17 protein-coding genes and 1 tRNA gene are annotated in these 18,377 nt (G+C 68.1%); 14 read left to right on the forward strand and 4 right to left on the reverse strand.

Features of this window, described 5'->3' with window-relative positions; all coding sequences use genetic code 11:
• Positions 1-31 precede the first annotated feature (31 nt).
• On the forward strand, positions 32-3,214 hold the full coding sequence (locus ACU5AX_RS10930) for a helicase-related protein (protein ID WP_446690905.1): 3,183 nt from the start codon (positions 32-34) through the stop codon (positions 3,212-3,214).
• A gap of 16 nt (positions 3,215-3,230) precedes the next feature.
• Here ACU5AX_RS10930 and ACU5AX_RS10935 read toward each other — a convergent pair whose 3' ends face one another.
• The gene (locus ACU5AX_RS10935; RefSeq protein WP_446690906.1) at positions 3,231-5,141 is read right to left on the reverse strand and encodes a methyl-accepting chemotaxis protein; all 1,911 of its coding nucleotides are present in this window, start codon (positions 5,139-5,141) and stop codon (positions 3,231-3,233) included.
• 243 nt (positions 5,142-5,384) lie between these two features.
• On the opposite strand from ACU5AX_RS10935, the gene ACU5AX_RS10940 reads away from it, so the two are divergent.
• From ACU5AX_RS10940 to ACU5AX_RS10965, 6 genes are all read left to right on the forward strand, one after another.
• Positions 5,385-7,187, forward strand: a complete 1,803-nt coding sequence (locus ACU5AX_RS10940) for an aminopeptidase P family protein (RefSeq protein WP_446690907.1) — start codon at positions 5,385-5,387, stop codon at positions 7,185-7,187.
• Positions 7,154-7,291, forward strand: coding sequence for a hypothetical protein (locus tag ACU5AX_RS10945; RefSeq protein WP_198353922.1), 138 nt, complete (start codon positions 7,154-7,156; stop codon positions 7,289-7,291). The genes ACU5AX_RS10940 and ACU5AX_RS10945 overlap by 34 nt, the downstream gene beginning before the upstream one ends.
• Before the next feature lie 187 nt (positions 7,292-7,478).
• Positions 7,479-7,553 (forward strand) — tRNA-Thr (locus ACU5AX_RS10950).
• Positions 7,554-7,838: 285 nt separating this feature from the next.
• Positions 7,839-8,117 carry a hypothetical protein gene (locus tag ACU5AX_RS10955; RefSeq protein WP_446690908.1) on the forward strand — a complete coding sequence of 93 codons (279 nt, stop codon included), beginning with the start codon at positions 7,839-7,841 and terminating at the stop codon, positions 8,115-8,117.
• Positions 8,118-8,129: 12 nt separating this feature from the next.
• The gene (locus ACU5AX_RS10960) at positions 8,130-8,288 is read left to right on the forward strand and encodes a hypothetical protein (RefSeq protein WP_446690909.1); all 159 of its coding nucleotides are present in this window, start codon (positions 8,130-8,132) and stop codon (positions 8,286-8,288) included.
• Between the two features lie 134 nt (positions 8,289-8,422).
• The gene (locus tag ACU5AX_RS10965) at positions 8,423-8,917 is read left to right on the forward strand and encodes a transposase (RefSeq protein ID WP_446690910.1); all 495 of its coding nucleotides are present in this window, start codon (positions 8,423-8,425) and stop codon (positions 8,915-8,917) included.
• A gap of 345 nt (positions 8,918-9,262) precedes the next feature.
• Here the strand turns inward: ACU5AX_RS10965 and ACU5AX_RS10970 are convergent, their stop codons facing one another.
• The 3 genes from ACU5AX_RS10970 to ACU5AX_RS10980 form a co-directional block, all read right to left on the reverse strand.
• Complete coding sequence (locus ACU5AX_RS10970) at positions 9,263-11,362, reverse strand: M3 family metallopeptidase (RefSeq protein ID WP_446690911.1); 2,100 nt, start codon at positions 11,360-11,362, stop codon at positions 9,263-9,265.
• 295 nt (positions 11,363-11,657) lie between these two features.
• Positions 11,658-12,281, reverse strand: a complete 624-nt coding sequence (locus ACU5AX_RS10975) for a hypothetical protein (protein WP_446690912.1) — start codon at positions 12,279-12,281, stop codon at positions 11,658-11,660.
• 2 nt (positions 12,282-12,283) lie between these two features.
• Positions 12,284-12,505: a DUF2188 domain-containing protein gene (locus tag ACU5AX_RS10980; protein WP_446690913.1), complete on the reverse strand. Its 222-nt coding sequence runs from the start codon at positions 12,503-12,505 to the stop codon at positions 12,284-12,286.
• A 249-nt stretch (positions 12,506-12,754) separates the two neighbouring features.
• Between ACU5AX_RS10980 and ACU5AX_RS10985 the strand changes: the two genes are divergently transcribed.
• The 7 genes from ACU5AX_RS10985 (at position 12,755) to ACU5AX_RS11015 (ending at position 18,312) form a co-directional block, all read left to right on the forward strand.
• The gene (locus tag ACU5AX_RS10985) at positions 12,755-13,225 is read left to right on the forward strand and encodes a cytochrome c family protein (RefSeq protein WP_446690914.1); all 471 of its coding nucleotides are present in this window, start codon (positions 12,755-12,757) and stop codon (positions 13,223-13,225) included.
• Between the two features lie 110 nt (positions 13,226-13,335).
• Entirely contained in the window at positions 13,336-14,217 is an 882-nt protein-coding gene (locus tag ACU5AX_RS10990; RefSeq protein WP_446690915.1) for a cytochrome c oxidase subunit II, read from the forward strand.
• Positions 14,214-16,103 (forward strand): cbb3-type cytochrome c oxidase subunit I, encoded by a 1,890-nt coding sequence (locus ACU5AX_RS10995; RefSeq protein WP_446690916.1) that lies wholly within the window; start codon positions 14,214-14,216, stop codon positions 16,101-16,103. The genes ACU5AX_RS10990 and ACU5AX_RS10995 overlap by 4 nt, the downstream gene beginning before the upstream one ends.
• A complete protein-coding gene (locus ACU5AX_RS11000) occupies positions 16,100-16,726 on the forward strand; it encodes a cytochrome c oxidase subunit 3 (protein ID WP_446690917.1) in 627 nt (208 codons plus the stop codon). Before ACU5AX_RS10995 ends, ACU5AX_RS11000 begins: the two co-directional genes overlap by 4 nt.
• Entirely contained in the window at positions 16,720-17,034 is a 315-nt protein-coding gene (locus ACU5AX_RS11005) for a hypothetical protein (RefSeq protein ID WP_446690918.1), read from the forward strand. Before ACU5AX_RS11000 ends, ACU5AX_RS11005 begins: the two co-directional genes overlap by 7 nt.
• Entirely contained in the window at positions 17,022-17,915 is an 894-nt protein-coding gene (locus tag ACU5AX_RS11010) for a cytochrome c oxidase assembly protein (RefSeq protein WP_446690919.1), read from the forward strand. The genes ACU5AX_RS11005 and ACU5AX_RS11010 overlap by 13 nt, the downstream gene beginning before the upstream one ends.
• Positions 17,905-18,312 carry a c-type cytochrome gene (locus tag ACU5AX_RS11015; RefSeq protein WP_446690920.1) on the forward strand — a complete coding sequence of 136 codons (408 nt, stop codon included), beginning with the start codon at positions 17,905-17,907 and terminating at the stop codon, positions 18,310-18,312. The genes ACU5AX_RS11010 and ACU5AX_RS11015 overlap by 11 nt, the downstream gene beginning before the upstream one ends.
• Positions 18,313-18,377: the final 65 nt, after the last annotated feature.

Here is an 18,377-nt window from a genome sequence, read left to right on the forward strand (position 1 = left end):
CCCTTGCTGATTCACGCGGGGGACCGGAGAGTTGCGGACATTGACCGAGGCGCAGATCGCCACCCTGACCCCACGGGCCGACGGGCCACAGCCGGTCGTCGGAATCGCCGAAACCGCGGCAGCAGCGGCCGCGCTGCTCGCCGACCAGGACCTGCTGCTCGCCGTCACCGACGAGGTGCGCGCGCTTGCGATCAGCCGCTTGCTCGCGGCGCTGATGCCAACGGCCACCGTCTTGTTCTGCCCCGGATCGGATGCCTTGCCCGGCGACGATGCGCCGGCCTCGCCCGCCAATGTCGGCCAGCGCGTCTCGGCCCTGCATGCGGCGCGGATCGCCCAGCGCGGCGAGCGGCGGCAGCGGCTGGCGCTGGTCACCACCGGCGAGGCGCTCGCCCGCGCGCTGCCCGCCCCGGCGACCTTCGAGGCGACGCCGCCCTGTGTCGCAGTCGGCGCGCCGTGCGACCTGGCGCAATTGCATGCGATGCTCACCGATCTCGGCTATGTCGCCGACGATCGCGTCGACGAACCGGGCGAGGTCGCGGTCCGCGAACAGGTGCTCGACGTCTTTCCCGCCGATGCCGACCAGCCGCTGCGCATCGAGGTGGCGGACGGCACCATCGCCGCGATCCGCACCTACGACCCCGCCGACCAGCGCAGCAGCGGTAGCGTCGAACGGCGCGAGCTCGGCCGCGTCGCCGAACCGCCGCTCACGGGCAAGCGCTCGACCCTGCTCGACCATCTGCCCGATGCCACCGTGGTGATCGAACCGGCGGCGGACGAGCGGCGGCGGCGCCTGCTGCTGCTCAGCGCCGACGCCGCCAAGCGGGGCAGCCGGCGTGCGGCGCGCGACATGGTCGCCGATGCCGACTGGACGCGCGCCCTCGCCGACCGGCGGCAGGAGCGCATCGCAACGGCGGGCGAGCCGCCCGCCCGTTTCGTCGAGCAAAGGTCGCCGATGCGCGCCTTCGCCGCCGCCGCCAAGGCCGCCTTCGCGGCGGGCGATCGCGTCGCCTTGCTGGGCAGCGCGCGCGACCTGCGCTTCCTGGCGAAGCGCGTCGACAAGGCGCTCGGCCGACCGCTGACGACGGTGGACGACTGGCCGTCGGTGCTCGCCGCCGAAGCCGGCGCGGTGCTCGCGCTCGCCGCTCCGGCGGACCGCGGTTTCCGGCGTGACGGCGTGCTGGCGGTGACCGCCGCCGACCTGCTCGGCAGCCGCGCGATCCGCGAGGACGGCGCTGCCGGCCGCGTCGACCTGTCGCTGGTGCAGACCGCCGACATCCGCATCGGCGACACCGTCATCCACGAGGATCACGGCATCGCCACCGTCGGCGGCATCGCGCCGATTGATCCGCAGGACGATCACGCCGGCGATGCGATCTGCCTGCTCCATGCCAAGGACACCACTCGCCTGGTCGCGGTGGCGGAGGCGGATCGCCTGTGGCGCTATGGCGCGGAGGACGATGCGGTCCGCCCGGATACGCTTGACGGCAAGAGCTGGCACGATCGGCGCACCGGCATCGACGCCGCGATCGCCCAGACCGCGCGCGGACTGACCGAACTGGCGGCGGAACGGGCGGAGCGCACCGCGCCGGTGCTCGACCCGCCGGTCGCCGACTACGAGCGCTTCGCCGCCGGTTTCCCCTTCTCCGAGACGCCGGACCAATTGACCGCGATCGAGGCGGTGCGCGGCGATCTCGCCTCGGGCCGGCCGATGGACCGGCTGGTGATCGGCGACGTCGGCTTCGGCAAGACCGAGGTCGCGCTGCGCGCCGCGGCGATCGCGGTGCTCGCCGGCAAGCAGGTCGCGCTCGCCGCGCCGACGACGGTGCTCGCCCGCCAGCATCTCGACAGTTTCGCCCGCCGCTTCGAGGGCACCGGCATCGCTGTTGCCGGCCTGTCGCGGCTGTCGACCGCGGCCGAGAAGCGTCGGGTCAAGCAGGGCCTCGCCGACGGCAGCATCCAGCTGGTAATCGGCACCGGCGCGGTCGCCGGCAAGGGCGTGACTTATCACGACCTCGCCCTGGTCATCGTCGACGAGGAGCAGCGCTTCGGTGCCGCCGACAAGGCGCGGCTGCAGGCGCTGTCCGCCGGCCATGTGTTGACGCTGTCGGCGACCCCGATTCCGCGTACCCTGCAGGCGGCGCTGGTCGGGCTGCGCCAGATGTCGGTGATCGCGACGCCGCCGGCGCGCCGCCAGCCGATCCGAACCGCCGTCTCCGCCTTCGCGCCGGAGACGCTGCGCGCCGCGCTGCTGCGCGAACGGGCGCGTGGCGGCCAAAGCTTCGTCGTGGTGCCGCGCATCGCCGACATGGCGCCGCTCGCCGAGACGCTGGCGAAACTCGTCCCCGAACTCGAGGTTCTGCAGGCGCACGGCAAATTGCCCGCGGCGGAGATCGACGAGGTGATGGTGCGCTTCGGCGGCGGCGACGGCGACGTATTGCTCGCCACCAATATCATCGAGGCGGGGCTGGACGTGCCGCGTGCCAATACGATGGCAATCGTCCACGCCGACCGGTTCGGCCTGTCGCAGCTGCACCAGTTGCGCGGCCGCGTCGGCCGTGGCCATCGCCGTGGCCAGGTGCTGCTGTTCACGCAAGGGGAAGGGGGAATCGCGCCGCGCACGCTGAAGCGGCTGCGCACACTGGAGGCGTTCGACCGGCTCGGCGCCGGCTTTGCGATCAGCGCCCGCGATCTCGACATGCGCGGCGCCGGTGATCTGCTCGGCGACACCCAGGCGGGGCACATGCGGCTGATCGGCGTCGAACTCTACCAGCAGCTGCTGGAGGATGCGCTGCGCACCGCGCGCGGCGAGACGGTCGAACGCTGGACACCGGAACTGCACCTCGGCCTCGCCGGGCGGTTGCCGGAAGCGTGGATCGGCGACGAGGATTTGCGCCTGTCGCTCTATGCTCGGCTTAGCCGGCTGCGCGACGATGCCGCGCTCGACGATTTCGAGGCGGAGCTGGAGGATCGCTTCGGCGAACTGCCGGCGGAGGCGCGCCAGCTGCTCGGCGTCGCGCGGGTCCGCGAACGGATGCGCACGCTCGGCATCGCGCGGGTCGATGCCGGCCCGGCGGCGATCGCGCTGACGCCGCGCAAGGACGCCAATCTGGCGGCGATCGACGGCCTGACCGAGAAGAAGGGCCGTTTCCTGCTCCAGGAGCGGCATGACGATCCGGAAGCACGGCTGGAGCGGCTGGCCGACCTGCTCGCCTGATCCGCCGCCGGCGGAGTTACGCGGCGCGGCGCAACAGTGCGACGATCCGATCGCATTCGCGCTGCAGCGTCTCGGTGCGCTGGCGCATGTCGCTGCTGATCGTGCGCGTCTGCTGCGCGACGGTGGCGGTGCGAACGAATGTCTCGCGCAGCGACCGGAAGGTGTCGCGCGCCGCCACCGTGCTCGCCTCGATCGCGCCGATCGTCTCGCGGATCTCGGCATTGGTCTGATGCTGGCGGGTCGCGGTCTCCACCGTCTGCACGGCCGAGGCGGCGAGCGTATCGAGCGCGCCGCGCAGCGCGTCGCTGACCCTGACCGCGGACGTCGTCGCCTGGCTGATCTCCTGCACCTTCGCGGCGATCTCGCGCGTGGTGCCGGCGGTCGCCTGCGAGAAGTTGCGCACCTCCTGCGCCACCACCGCAAAGCCGCGCCCGGTCTCGCCGGCGCGCGCCGCCTCCAACGTCGCGTTGAGCGCGAGCAGGTTGGTCGCCTGGCTCAGCGTCGCGATCTGTTGCGAGGACTGTTCGATCGAGGCGACGCTGCGCACCAGCGTCGCATTCGCCGCCTGAGCGGTCGCCGAATGGCTGGCCGCCTGGATCGTCGTCTCCGCCGACCGTTTCGCCTCGCCCGCGATCACGTCGACATTGGCGGCGAGCACGCGCAGCCCGTCGAGCAGGGTCGCGGTCGCCTCGCTCGCCCGGGACGAGGTCAGATGCGCCGATTCGGCCTGACCCTGCTGGTCGACGATTGTCGCCAGCGTCTCATCCGCGCTGGCGTCCAGGTCGTTGGCGGCATCGCGCAGCGGCCCGAGCAGGGCGCCGATCGTCTGTTGCAGCTGGTCGGCGATCGCACTGGCGGCGGCGGTCATTTCGGTGCGGTGACGCATGGCGTCGGCGATGCGTCGCTGCGCCTCCGCCTCGCCGACCCGGCGCGCCTCCTCCGCGGCATGCAGCGCCGCTTCGGCGGCGTGGCGCGCATCGTCCGCGGCGAAGCGTGCGATCTGCTCCTGTTCCGCGGCGCGTTCGGCGGCACGCGACTTGGCGGCGAGACTGCGGCTCAACCGGCGGACCAGATGGATCACCCAAGCGGCGATGACCAGGAAGATCAGCAGGCAGGCGGCCAGCGCGGGCAGCATCGCATAGAGCGCACCGATCGCCGGGGTCAGCCGCCGCCAGGCGATGGTGCCGAGTTCGCCACCCTGCCAGTCGTGTACCACCGTCGTCGCGTCGCCGCGGTCGTGCACGCCGGATTCGACCCAGCGCAGGTCCTTGAGCCCGAATCCCTGCGCCCATTCGTCCAGGACCTTGGCGTCGAGCATGCGTACGTCGACGAAGATGCGGTAGCTGCTGCGGTCGAGTCGTGACGGGCCCTTCTCGTGGACGATCGGCGAAAAGCCGATCAGCGCCCGCTTGCCGCCGAACCGGCCGGGCAGCACGATCGCGTCGTGGCGGGCGCGCACCGCCGCTTCGGTGGCGGGCAGGCGGGCGAGCAGCGCCTTCATCGTCGCCGGCGAGATCATCCGGTCGAGTGGCGGCGCCGGCCGGTGGGGGATATGGCCGAACAGCGTCCGCCCGGCCGCATCGATCACATAGGCATGGCCGATCGGCGTGCCCCATTGCGATTCGACCCAGCGGGGATCCATCGCGCCATAGGCATGGTCGGCGGCGTCGTTCCAGGCGGCATTGATATAGGTTTCGTTGCTGATCCGCGACCGTTCGCGATCCAGCGCGCCGGCGATCGTCGTGGCGGCGAGGCGGTTGGCATCGCGGTCCGCGCGCCAGGTCAGAAAGGCGGTGGTGACGACAGAGGCGAACAGCGCCAGCAGGACGAGGCAGAGTAGCAGCCGCGTGATCGTCTGACTCTCGTCGTGCCGCGTACCGTACAGCGACGCATACAGCCGTCGATATGCCAATCGGGCGATCCTCATCGTCCGCGGTGTAGTAGAAATAGGATAATGTGTGGTTAACGCCAGTATCTGATCTGCGTCTAGTCTTGTCGAGGCCCGGCGACATTAGGATCGACCGGTAGAAACGGCGCGAATACCTTCTCTATGGCACAACGGTAGTGAATAGAACGAAAATGGTTGCATCGCGCAGCATGGCGACATCGTTGGAAGGGATGGGGCGCCATGCCGCTTGCCGCGCAGCGGCGGGACGCCGATAGACGACGCATGACCGACCATTCCGACCGTCTTGCCGCGCTGCGCGCCGAACTCGTCACCCACGGCCTCGCCGGCCTTGTCGTCCCGCTGACCGACGAGCATATGAGCGAATATGTCGGCGGCTATGCGCAGCGGCTTGCCTGGCTGACCGGGTTCGAAGGCTCGGCGGGCACCGCCGTCGTGCTCCCCGAAACCGCGGCGATCTTCATCGATGGCCGCTACACCATCCAGGTCCGCGAGCAGGTCGACGCCGGCGACTGGACCTATGTCGACGTGCCGCAGCACAGCGTCGCCGGGTGGCTGGCCCGGCAGGCGAAGGCCGGGCAACGGATCGGCTACGATCCCTGGCTGCATACGGTGGGCCAGGTCGCCGCGATGCGGGCCGCGCTCGCCGACGTCGGGGCAGAGCTGGTCGCGGTCGACGCCAATCCGATCGACGCGATCTGGACGGACCGGCCGCAACCGTCGCCGGCGCGGATGACCGTCCACGACGATGCGCATGCCGGCGTCGCCTCGGCGGCCAAGCGGGCCGCGATCGCCGACTGGCTCGCCGAACAGCGCGCCGATGCGGTGGTGCTGACCGCGCTCGATTCGATCGCCTGGGCGCTCAACGTGCGCGGCGGCGACGTCGCCCACACGCCGGTCGCGCTCGGCTATGCGATCGTCGCCGCGGACGGCACCACCGACCTGTTCGTCGCGCCGGGAAAGGTCGACGACGCGCTGCGCCAGCATCTCGGCAATGCGGTGCGCATCCACGATCGCCAGGCGTTTGCCGGCGCGCTCGGCCGCTATGACGGGCAGCGGATCGCCGCCGACCCGGAACGCGCCGTCGCCGCGATCCACGAAGCGCTCGCCGCCGGTGGCGCCAGGGTGCTGCCGCTGCGCGACCCGGTGGTGCTCGCCAAGGCGCTGAAGAACCCTGCCGAGGTCGCCGGTCACCGCGCCGCTTCGATCCGCGACGGCGCCGCGCTCAGCCGCTTCCTGCGCTGGATCGAGCGGGAAGGGCCGAAGGGTGGCGAGACCGAATTGTCCGCCGCCGCCCGCCTGCTCGCCTTCCGCGAGGAGACGGGGCTGCTGCGCGACACCAGTTTCTCGACCATCTCGGCGACCGGCGCGCATGGCGCGATTCCCCATTACCACGTCACCGAGGCATCGAACGCGCGGATCGCGCCGGGCCAGCTGTTCCTGATCGATTCGGGCGGCCAATATGCCGATGGCACCACGGATGTGACACGTGTGATGCCGATCGGCGCGCCGACCGAGGAAATGCGCGATCGCTTCACCCGCGTCCTAAAAGGCCATATCGCGATCGCCACGGCGATCTTTCCCGATGGCACGCCCGGCGCGCAGATCGACGGCTTCGCCCGCCGGCCGTTGTGGGAGGCGGGGCTCGATTTCGGCCACGGCACGGGCCACGGCATCGGCAGCTATCTTGCGGTGCATGAAGGACCGCAGCGGATCGCCGCGCCCAATTATCCCGGTGGCGCCAGTCTCGAGCCGCTCCGTGCCGGCATGATGCTGTCCAACGAGCCCGGTTATTACAAGGCGGGTGAATATGGCATCCGGATCGAGAATCTGCTGCTCACCATCCCGGTGACGATCCCCGGTGGTGATCCGGAGCGTCCGATGCTGGGCTTCGAGACCCTGACCTTCGCGCCGATCGAGCGGACACTGATCGATCCCGCGCTCTTGACCCAGGTCGAGCTTTCATGGCTCAATGCCTATCACGCCGAGGTCGTCGCTAGGATCGGTCCGGTGCTCGACGGAGAGGATAGGGCATGGCTCGAGTCAAAATGCTCGCCGGTCAGCTGAGGGTCGCGGCGCTGATGGTCGGTCTATTCACCTTCGGCTCGGGGCTTGCCTATGTCGCCGGCAGTGGCCTGATCTCCGTCGGCGCGCACGTCGCCCATCGCTGAGTCGTCGGCGGCGCGCGCCTGCGCCTTGCGGCGGTGCAGATTCGCCCGCAATTGCGCCGCCAGCCGCGCCGCCCGATCCTGCTGTCCGCTCATCGCTTTCCCTTAAAACACGCCGGCCGCGTCACCAAGCGCTTGACAAGCGACCCCACCTCGTCTCTAGGCGCCCTTCCCGCGTCCCGACGCGAGTGCTGCCGTAGCTCAGTGGTAGAGCGCATCCTTGGTAAGGCTGAGGTCGTGAGTTCAATCCTCACCGGCAGCACCATTTTTCCCTGATATTGCCGCCGGTTGGCGGAAGCGGGCCTTGAAAGTGGCTGCTTACAATGGGTTCAGTCGGGCCACTGTCGGCACATTGTCAGCAAAGTTCGCCGAGCCTCACTTTCGAGGGTGTGACTGCTGGCTGCCCAAGGCGATCTGCACGCCGAGTCGAGGGACCAATTCGGCTCTTGAGCATCCCCTTGGCCGGGGAGGCGAGGCAGAGAGCATGAGGGACACAATGGCGGCACGCAGCCCTTCGGCGCGCTGTAGGCCGCCTCCGCACGCTGGAGCAATGCGTGCTGCACAAGCGGAAGCTGCGCCTGAACTGCCCCGCTGCCCCCATGCCCGCATCCTCGACGCCGTGCCGCTCTGGTGGCATTTCCAGCGGCGCGGCTGGGACGATGCGCTGTCCGCGGTACGGCAGCGGCTGCACTGCGCCCTCTGTGCCGGGCGCGACGCCGTCCGCATCCGCCCCCGCCTCACCGTCGGGCGCGATCCGCTGACCGGCGCGCAGCTGCCCTATCCGGACGGGGCGACGTGGAAGAAGCTTGTGTCGCGCTACCGCTCATGATCGAACGGCGAAATGTGCAATCTTTACAGCATCAAGACCGACCCCCGCGGCTATTTCGACGCGCTTGCGGCGGCGGAGGATCCGGGCAACAGCTTGGCGGTCGAGAAAGACTATGCCGCGCCGGCAAGCCCGGCTTCGTTGCCCGGCTGGAGGGCGAGAGCCGTGTGCTGAACACGATGCGCTGGGGCTTTGCGCCGGTGCCGGATGTGACGATAAGCCCGCTCGAAGACTGGTTCTCCTCCGCGTCGCCCGCCGGCAACGTATAGCGCGCGGACTGATGGCTGCGGTGGCCCACGAACACTTCGTTGAGCGCCAGCAGTGCTTTCGCCCAAGTCGAGCCGCGCCTCCACCATCGTCCGTCGCTCGGTCGGTGCGGCGCCCTGTACGCTCGGGTCGCCAAGGGCCCCGAGGCCGGACCGGCGGCAGGCATCATCGACAGCCCGCTGGTCAAGACCACCGACGCCGGTTGGCCGCGCGGCCATGACGCCGGCAAGAAGATAAGGGGGAAAAAGCGTCACATCGCGAGCGATACGGCGGGCGACCTGCTTGACGGACTGGTGCGACCTGCCGACATCCAGGATCGCGATGGCGCGCCGGATCTCATCGCACGCTGGCAGGACGCCTATCCGTCGCTGTCACGCCTCTTTGCCGATGGCGGCAATGCCGGATCGAAGCTAGCGACCGCCGTCGAGCATCTCGATCGCCTCGCGATTGAAATTGTCAAGCGCTCCGACGTCCATCACTTCGTCGTCCTGTCCCGCCGATGTGTGATCGAGCGCACCATCGCATGGCTCAATTGATGCCGCCGCCCGGCCAAGGATTGGAGGCAACCATCGCGTGCTCCGAAGCTTGGCACCTCATCGATTCCAGGAGCCGAATGACCCGACGCATCGCAAAGATCGAATTATGACTCGGGCTCTAAGAGCCGTGGATTGAGGGCATTGCCAGTCGCGACTTGAACCAACGACGGCATTCGGAACGTCGCAGATTGACCGCCTATCTCCTTTTCTGGGTCTATCCGCCTGCAACGCCAATTCCGCATTTCACATATGGTCCGCGGCCGGCGGCAGCGACCCTGGCTCGTGACATGCGGGGGTGATGAACCCCCGCACATGGTGCAAGCGTGCGGTGGTTGCCGCCGCTCGTCACTGCGTCAGGCCGTGCTTTCGCAAGAGCGGGGCGACCTCGGGATCGTGGCCTACCATGTTACGGAACATGGTGTTGTAATCCTGCGTGTGCCCGCGCGACAGCACGAGGTCGCGGAAGCGCTGCCCGTTCTCGCGCGTCATGCCCCCATGGGCTTGGAACCACTCGTAGATGTTCTCTTGGATCATGTCGGTCCACAGGTACGCGTAATAACCCGCGGCATAGCCCGAGCCCCATATATGGGCGAAATAGCTCGACCGGTAGCGCGGCGGCACATGCGCGACGTCCAGCCCCGTAGCGCCAAGCGCCTGAGCCTCGAATGCGTCCGCGTCGCTGGGCAGATTGTCGACGCCTACCGAGTGCCATGCCATGTCGAGCTGCGCTGCCGCGAGTGTTTCGCCGAAGCTATAGGCCTGATCGAACTTCTCGGCCCGCTTGATCTTGTCGACCAGCGCTTGCGGCATCGGGGCGCCGGTTTGGTAATGACGGGCGTAGTGCGCCAACACGCGGGGTTCTAGCGCCCAATGCTCGTTGAATTGCGACGGGAACTCCACGAAGTCGCGCGCGACCGCCGTGCCGGATAGCGTCGGATATGTCTGGTTCGCGAACAGCCCGTGCAGGCCGTGGCCGAACTCGTGGAACATGGTGCGCACGTCTTCGAAGGTGATAAGTGCCGGCTGACCGGGCGCGGGCTTTGTGAAGTTGGCGGTGTTCGAGATGACTGGCCGGGTGCCGAGCAGCTTTGATTGAGGCACGAAGCTGTTCATCCAGGCGCCGCCGGATTTGTTGTCGCGTTTCCAGTAATCGAAATAGGCGAGCCCGAGCGGCGTCCCGTTCGCCTCGAATACCTCGTAGACGCGCATGTCGGGATGATAGGTGGGGATGTCCGTCCGCCGCTTGAACGTGATCCCGTAAAGCTGATTGGCGGCAAAGAAGACGCCGTTTTCGAGGACGTTCCAAATCTCGAGATACGGCTTGGTCTCGTTTTCATCGAGGTTGAACCGGGCGCGGCGGAGCCGCTCGGCGTAGTAAGGCCAGTCCCATGGCTGCAGCTGGAACCCGCCTTGGTCCGCATCGATCAGCTGTTGCAGCTCGCCGGCCTCGGTGTGCTGCGCCGCCGCGACCGGGGCGTCGAGTGCGTTCAAAAACCCGCGGGCGGCGTCCGGTGTCTTTGCCATCTGCTCGGCAAGTGAATAGTCGGCCCACGTGCGATAGCCGAGGAGGTTCGCCTTCTTGGTTCGCAGCGCGATCAGCTTGAGGATCGTCGCGCGCGTGTCGTTTGCGTCACCCTTCTCCGCTCGGGTCCAGCTTTGATTGAACAGCGCCTGGCGGGTTTGGCGGACGTTCAACGATTGCATGGCCGGTTGTCCGGTCGTGTTCTGGAGTGGCAGGGCGTATTGGCCGGCCATGCCTCGATCAGCCGCGTCGCGCGCAGCGGCCTCGAGCTCGCCTGGGGTTAGGCCGGCGAACAGCTTGGGGTCGGAAACGACGAAAGTCCCTGCCTTCGTTGCCGCGAGCAGCCGCTGCCGAAAGTCGATGCCCGCCGTCGAAAGATCGCGGTTCAGCGCGCGCAACGTGGCCTGATCCCCGGCCGACAGCTGCGCACCCGCGCGGACGAAATCGGTATAGTATTGATCGAGCAGCATCGACTGCTCGGCGTCGAGCTTCAGCGTAGCCTTTCGGTCGTGGAGTGACTTGATCCGGCCGAACAGCTTCGGGTCAAGGTGAATGGCGTCACCATAGGCAGCAAGCTTGGGCGCGAGCGCGGCCTGCTCAGCCTGCAGCGTAGGATTGGTATTCGCCTGTGTGACTTGGCCGAACGCCCGTTGCGCTCTGCCGAGCATCTCGCCCTGCCGTTCCAGTGCGACGATCGTGTTGTCAAACGTAGGAGGCGCCGGGTTGCTGGCGATACGCCGCACCTCGGTCAGGCTTTCCGCCATGCCGGCCTCGATCGCCGGCTGATAGTCGGCATCCCGGATGCGGTCGAAAGGCGGCGCCTCATAGGGCAAGGAACTACGCTGGGCGAACGGGCCGGCAGATATCGCCGGGGTAATCGCCATGGAGAGAGCGGTAGCGGCGAGCAGTGCGTTTTGGAGCATCGGCAGTTCCTTAGGTGCCGACCTCGGTTAACCGACTTGGGGAGGCCATGTCGATGAAACAGTAGCACCTGGAGAGGTAGCCCGGCTGTTCACTATCAAGGTACGCGGGCCACCCTTCACTAGGGGCTAGGCTGCTGAGAGCCTACCGGCGTGCTTTCCCTGGAAGACCGGCACGCATGTGAACGAACGTCGACTTTTGGGAGCCGCACAAATGCCGCTTAACGTCGGTTTCTGGGCCTTGGTGGCTGCGGCGGCGAGTGAGCCAGGAACAAGCGAAACCGTAGGTTGAACGACCTCAGACAGGGCGGCCTGCGTCGACCCATTCGCGCATCGCTTCAACCATCTGCACGGTTGGATAAGCCTTAATGTCATCCTCTGAAGCACCGAGCGCTAGTTCGCGTTCCCAATACCATTCTTGGAAGGCAGCGTAATGTCCGAGGATGCGGGATGCACCAAGGGAAACTGCTCCGGCCTGCCGCACGAGCCATGTCCGGACGCTTCGAACGGCTTCGATGTAGTCGCCGCCATGCGGGTGGATATCCCATCCGGCGATGTCGGAAAGGCCCTTCTGATAATCGTAACGGGTCGCCTCCAGAATAAGGATGGCTTTCCCGGTAAGCTGACCTCCACCGAACTTCCGGCATCCGTGATCAATGCCGAGTTCGAATGGCATATTCAGCCGCGCGTACTCGTCGGCTTGGGTCGATTTACAGCGGCTCAGATCATGGATGCCGTACTTCGAGCCACGGACGAGTTCTAAGATGCGATCTAGCCGATTAGCGGCATTGTCGGCGTTTTCAGGGGCGAGACGGGGATAGAAACCCAAATCGGTTATGCAGAAGGCAATCGCCTGCAGGATTGGCGCGAAATCGTCGTCGAAGGGGCAATTTACAAAGACCGACCGGTCAAAAGGCGGCACGATCAGCCCTTAGGCGGATGGGGATCGTTTCCATAGGAATTGCGCTCGCGGATTCGTCCATCACGGCCGTGAATGTAGAGTTCGGTCTTCTGGTTGCGTGCAATCTGCGTAGCTGCTGCGATCGCTTCGGCTTGCGTCGTGTGAACGCTCGACGCGCGCGACGCGCCCGCCTTCTTTACTCCCCAACCACCCGCGTTTGGAACGACGTGTTGACCCTTAGCCATGACCCTCGATTCTCCTTCAATCCTATATAAGCGAAGCACGGCGCTTCCGCCAGCATCCCCCCCGACACCGCAAGCTGAACGGGCGTCCGAAGCTGGGGACGGGAAGAGGTGCCTTGAGCGTCCGCAACTGGGCCTTGGCAGCCGCATCACCGTCGAGGCACCATCATTCTTTCAGGTTGATCCAGCACAATGCGACCTGGCTCCGTTCCTGTAACAATATGTGTCGGATCATAGGCACAAGGGAGCGGGATGCGGTTTCGGCTCGGCGATCTTACTACTCGCTTTGCTGCCGCTTTGTTGCTGGCCGGGTGCCAGCGAGAGGCGCGCGATATCGGGCCGTCGTTGCCGCAGACCGCGCCGAGGGGCGCCGCGGATCCCCGCATCGGCTACTATCAGGACAATGTTTATCAGGTCGCACAGGGCGGCCGCTATTTCCGGTGGTATGGCTGCACTGCCTGCCATGACGAGGGCGCTTCCGGAGTGCGCGACCTCGTGGATGGCCGCTGGCGCCACGGCGGCAGCTTCGATGAGGTCTTCGCGTCGATCGCGCATCGGCACGGTCCATTGGACTATGCCAAGCGCGTGCCTCCGGAGCAGCTTTGGCAACTGGCGGCCTATGTCCGTGACCTGCCACAGCATACGCCGGAAAAGCGGCGGCGGCTGAGCGTCGATCAGGTCGGCGAGCCGCAGGGGCGAAGCTGGTCGGGGCCAGTCCGATGAGACTTCGCCTGTTCGCTCTCTGCCTTCTCCTTTCCGGATGCGGAGGTGCGCAAAGCACGCTTAACCCGGGAGGTGATCAGGCGCATGCCCTGTTTTCGCTTTTCGCCCTGATGATGTGGGTGTGCGGCGGCGTCTATGTCGTCGTGTCCTCCGGCCTCGGCTGGGCGCTATGGCGCGCGTGGCGTCGCCGCGGGGCAGACGCACGCGGCGATGGCAGCGTCACGCGCGGCATGGACGGACGGTTGGCGCGACTGCTGCCGCTTGCCGTTGGCGCCATTGTCCTCGGGCTGACAATGCTGATCACCGCCAGCTTCTTCGCCGACCGAGCATTGTTCGCCACCCGTATCTCGCCTGCGCTGGAGGTGCGTGTCACCGGGCATCAGTGGTGGTGGCGGATCCAGTACCGCGATCCGGCGAGCGGTGGCTGGGTCGAAACCGCCAATGAACTTCACCTGCCGCAGGGGCAGACGGTGCGGCTGGTGCTGGGGGCGGCGGATGTGATCCACAGCTTCTGGGTGCCCAATGTCGCAGGCAAGCTCGACATGATCCCGGGGCGCACCAACGTCCTCGACGTCACCGCGCGGAGACCCGGCTGGTTCCGTGGGCAATGTGCGGAATTCTGTGGGTTGCAGCACGCGCATATGGCGTTGTCGGTAAAGGTGGAAGCGCCGGCCGCCTTCCACAGCTGGCTGGCTGCGCAGAAGGGCCCGGCCGTTGCTGACAGCGGGCGAGGGGCTGAGGTATTCGCCGACGCTTGCGCGGCCTGTCACGCCATACGCGGTATGGCGGCAGGTGGGCGCGCTGGCCCTGATCTCACGCATGTAGCGACCCGCCACACGCTGGCCGCGGGTACGCTGACGATGACGCGCGGCAATCTTCAGGGCTGGATCGCGCAGCCGCAGGCGATCAAACCCGGCACGGCGATGCCGGCCATTCCGCTCAACCCCGCCGATGCTGACGCGGTGGCGTCCTATCTGATGGCCTTGCGATGACCCCCGACGCCGATCGCCGCGATCGCCTTGCGCAGGCCTGGCGCGACGTTCCGGGCTGGTGGGGCTTCCTCACCACGGTCGATCACAAGCGGATCGCGGCACGCTACATCGTCACCGCGCTGCTGCTGCTGTTCCTCGCCGGCCTGCTCGCGCTCGACATGCGCTGGCAGCTTTCCTGGGCGGAGAACACGCGGATGGGGCCGCAGCTCTACAACGAGAGCTTCTCGCTGCACGGCTCGACGATGCTGTTCCTGGTGTCGGTGCCGGCGATGGAGGCGATGGCGCTGTGGCTGGTGCCGCTGATGCTGGGGCAGCGCAACATGGCGTTCCCGCGGCTCGGCGCGTTCAGCTACTGGCTCTATCTCGGTGGCGTGCTGACCTTGTGGGTGTCGCCCGCGCTCGACATCACGCCCGATCTCGGCTGGTTCGAATATCCGCCGCTGTCCGGGCCGAACTATGCGCCCGGCCATCGCGCCGACATCTGGGCGCAGATGATCACCTTCACCGAGGTGGCGGCGCTGTGCGCCTCGGTCAACGTCGCCGCGACCATCCTCAAGATGCGGCCGCCGGGCATGACGCTGGCGCGGATGCCGGTGTTCCTCTGGGCGATGCTCGTGGCGTCGCTGATGACGATCCTTTCGATGCCCGCGATTATGCTGGTGACGAGCATGCTGATCGCCGACCGGCTCGTCTCGACGCATTTCTTCGCGCCTGCGGCCAACGGCGACGTGCTGCTGTTCCAGCACCTGTTCTGGTTCTTCGGCCACCCGGAGGTGTACATCATCTTCATCCCCGCGACCGGCTTCGTCTCGTCGATCGTGGAGACCTTCGCGCGGCGCCGGCTGTTCGGCCACCACGTGCTGGTGCTCGCGATCCTGGCGATCGGCTGCCTCGCCTTCGGCCTGTGGGTGCACCACATGTTCGCGGTCGGGCTGCCGCGGCTCGGCAACGACTTCTACACCGCGGCGAGCATGGCGATCGCGGTGCCGGCGGGCTTGCAGATCTTCTGCTGGATCGCGACCATGGCGACCGGGCGGCTGTGGCTGGCGACGCCGATGCTATGGGTGCTCGGCTTCGTCGCCACCTTCGTGCTCGGCGGGCTCTCCGGCGTGATGACCGCCTCGGCCGCGCTCGACCTCCAGCTGACCGACAGCTATTTCGTCGTCGCGCACTTCCATTACGTCCTGGTCGGCGGGGCGATGTTCCCGCTCTTCGGCGCCTTCTGCTACTGGTATCCCGAGGCGACCGGGCGGCTGATGTCGGAGCGCTGGGGGCGGGTCGCCTTCGCGCTGATCGTCGGTGGGTTCAACCTCGGTTTCGCGCCGATGCACCTGCTCGGGCTGATGGGGATGCCGCGGCGGGTCTATACCTATCCCGCCGGCATGGGCTGGGACGGGCTCAACCAGGTCGCGACGCTGGGCAGCGCGGTGGCGGTGACGGGCGGGCTGGTGTTCGTCGCCAACGCGCTGCTGAGCTATTGGCGCGGCGCGCCGGCGGGGGCCGACCCCTGGGGCGCGTCGACGCTCGAATGGGCGGGCGAGTCGCCGTCGCCGCCGTGGAACCTCGCCTATACGCCCGTGGTCGACAGCCTGACCCCGCTATGGGACTCGCCGACCCTGCGCGTGATGGACGGCATCGCGATCGAGCGGCGCGAGGTGGTCGTCACCTCGGTGGTCGATGCCGCGCCGCTCTACCGGCAGAAGAGCGCGTCGCCGTCGATCTGGCCCGTGGTCGCGGCGCTGGCGGTGACCGCGATGTTCCTCGGCAGCATCTTCACGCCCTGGGCGATCGTCGCGGGCGCGCTGCCGATCGCGGCGGCGTTGACCGGCTGGTTCTGGCCACAGCGCGGGCGCGCCAAGACCGGCCCGTTGCGGGTGCGGTCATGAGCGAGGTTGAGCCGCGCGAGGTGGAGATCGTCGGCGATCTGTCCGGCCTGCCGGCGAGCGCGAACGGCGCGCGCCACCTCGTCTGGTGGGGCAATATCGGCTTCATGCTGATCGAGGGCACCGGCTTCGCGCTCGCCGCGGCGGCCTATCTGTACCTCATGACGCAGCAGGCGCCGCATTGGCCGCCGCCCGGCACGCGCCCGCCCGACCTGACCTGGGGCCTGGTCTTCACGCTCGGGCTGCTGGTGAGCGAGCTGCCCAACCTGTGGGTGCGCCGCCGCGCGCTCGCCAAGGACGCGCGCGGCGTGCGGATCGGCGTGGCGGCGATGGCCGTCATCGGCCTGCTGCTGCTGATCCCGCGCGGCTATGAGTTCGCCCATCTCAACACGCGCTGGGACCGCGACGCCTACGGCTCGGTGGTGTGGATGCTGATGGTGCTGCACACCAGCCACGTCGTCACCGACTGGGGCGACACCGCGGTGCAGGCGGCGTGGCTGTTCACCCACGAGGTCGGCGACGATCAGTTCGCCGACGTCGAGGACAATGCCAATTACTGGACCTTCGTGGTGCTGACCTGGCTGCCGATCGGCGCGATCGTCTATGTGCTGGCGCGGCTATGGTGAGCGTGCGGGCGCGCAGCTGGGCGGCGCTGCTGCTGCCGCCGGTCGCGTGGTTCGGCTTCGAGCAGGGCCTGTCCGCGCTGCTCCACGCGCGCTGCGACCTCGCCGGCTGGGGACTCGCCTGGGGGGCGGCGAGCCTGGCCGCCTGCGCGCTCGCGGCGTGGCTGGCGCGTCCGCTGGCGCGGCGCGGCGGCAACCGGCTCTCGCTCCTGTGGCTGGCGCGGCTGGCGCTGGTGCTCGCGGGCATCTTCGCGCTGGCCATCGCCTTCCAGACGCTCGCGATCCTGCTGGTGCCGGCATGCGTCGGCTGATCCGCCTGCTCCCGCTCGCGGCGCTGCTCCGCGCCGTCCCCGCCGCGGCGCACGCGACCGGCGCGCGCGACCATCACGCGCCGCCGGGCTGGACATTGGACCCGTGGATCGTCGGACCACTGCTGCTCGCCGCCTGGCTGTTCGCGCGTGGCTGGCGACGACTTCATGCACGCTCGGGGCAGGGAAGCGGGGCGCTGCGGCGGCGCGGCCTGCTCTACGCGATCGGGCTGGTCGTACTCGCCGCGGCGCTGATCTCGCCGCTGCACGAGGCGGGCGAGCGCTCCTTCGCGGCGCATATGTTCGAGCATGAGCTGCTGATGCTGGTCGGCGCGCCGCTGCTGGTGCTCGCCGAACCGCTGGTGGTGATCCTCTGGGCCTTCCCGCCGGCAGGCCGGCGCGCCCTTGCCGCCGCGCTGCCGGTCGTGTCGCTGCCCTGGCGACGGCTCACCGGCGCGGTGACCGCGACCGTGCTCCAGGCCGCCGCGCTGTGGCTATGGCATGCCCCCGCGCTGTTCGACCGCGCGCTGGCGAGCGAGGGCTGGCACGTCGCGCAGCATCTGTCCTTCCTCGTCACCGCGCTGCTGTTCTGGACGGCGATGCTGCATCGGCGCACCCCGGCGGGAAGCGCTGCGCTCTGCCTCGTCGCCACCGCCATCGTGTCGGGCGCGCTCGGCGCGCTGATGGCCTTCGCCACCAGTCCCTGGTACGCCGGCTATGCCAGTCTCGGCATGGCGCCGTTCGGGCTCAGCCCGGCTGAAGACCAGCAACTTGCCGGGTTGCTGATGTGGGTGCCAGGCGGGCTGGTCCACGCCGGCGCCGCGCTGTTGCTGATGCGGCGCCTGCTGGCCGAACCGGGGAAGGATGTGCCGCATGCCCGCTAGTCTGAAATGGCTCGGGGCGCTGTTTGCGGCCGCCGTGCTGGCGGCGATGGCGGCGGGCGGGATCATGTTTGCGCAAGGTCGGACGCGCACGCGGATCATGGCGGACCAGGTCAGTGACGGAAGCAGCCGGGCGGGGCGGGAAGCAATGGCAGCCTATGGCTGCGGCAGCTGCCACGTCATTCCGGGTATCGCCGGCGCGACCGGGCAGGTCGGGCCCGACCTGGGTAAAGTCGCGGTGCGTGCGACGATCGCAGGAAAATTCCCGAACGACCCTGCCACCATGGCGCGCTGGCTACGGCATCCGCAGGCGATGATCCCCGGCAACGCTATGCCCGAACAGGGTGTCACCGAACGCGACGCCCGCGACATGACGGCCTATCTCTACACGCTGAAATAGGCGAGCGGCGTCACGCGGGGCGTCTTCGGCGGGCGCTTCTGCGTGGCTAGGGAACAGGCGAAGGC

The organism is Sphingomonas benefaciens, assembly GCF_052907485.1.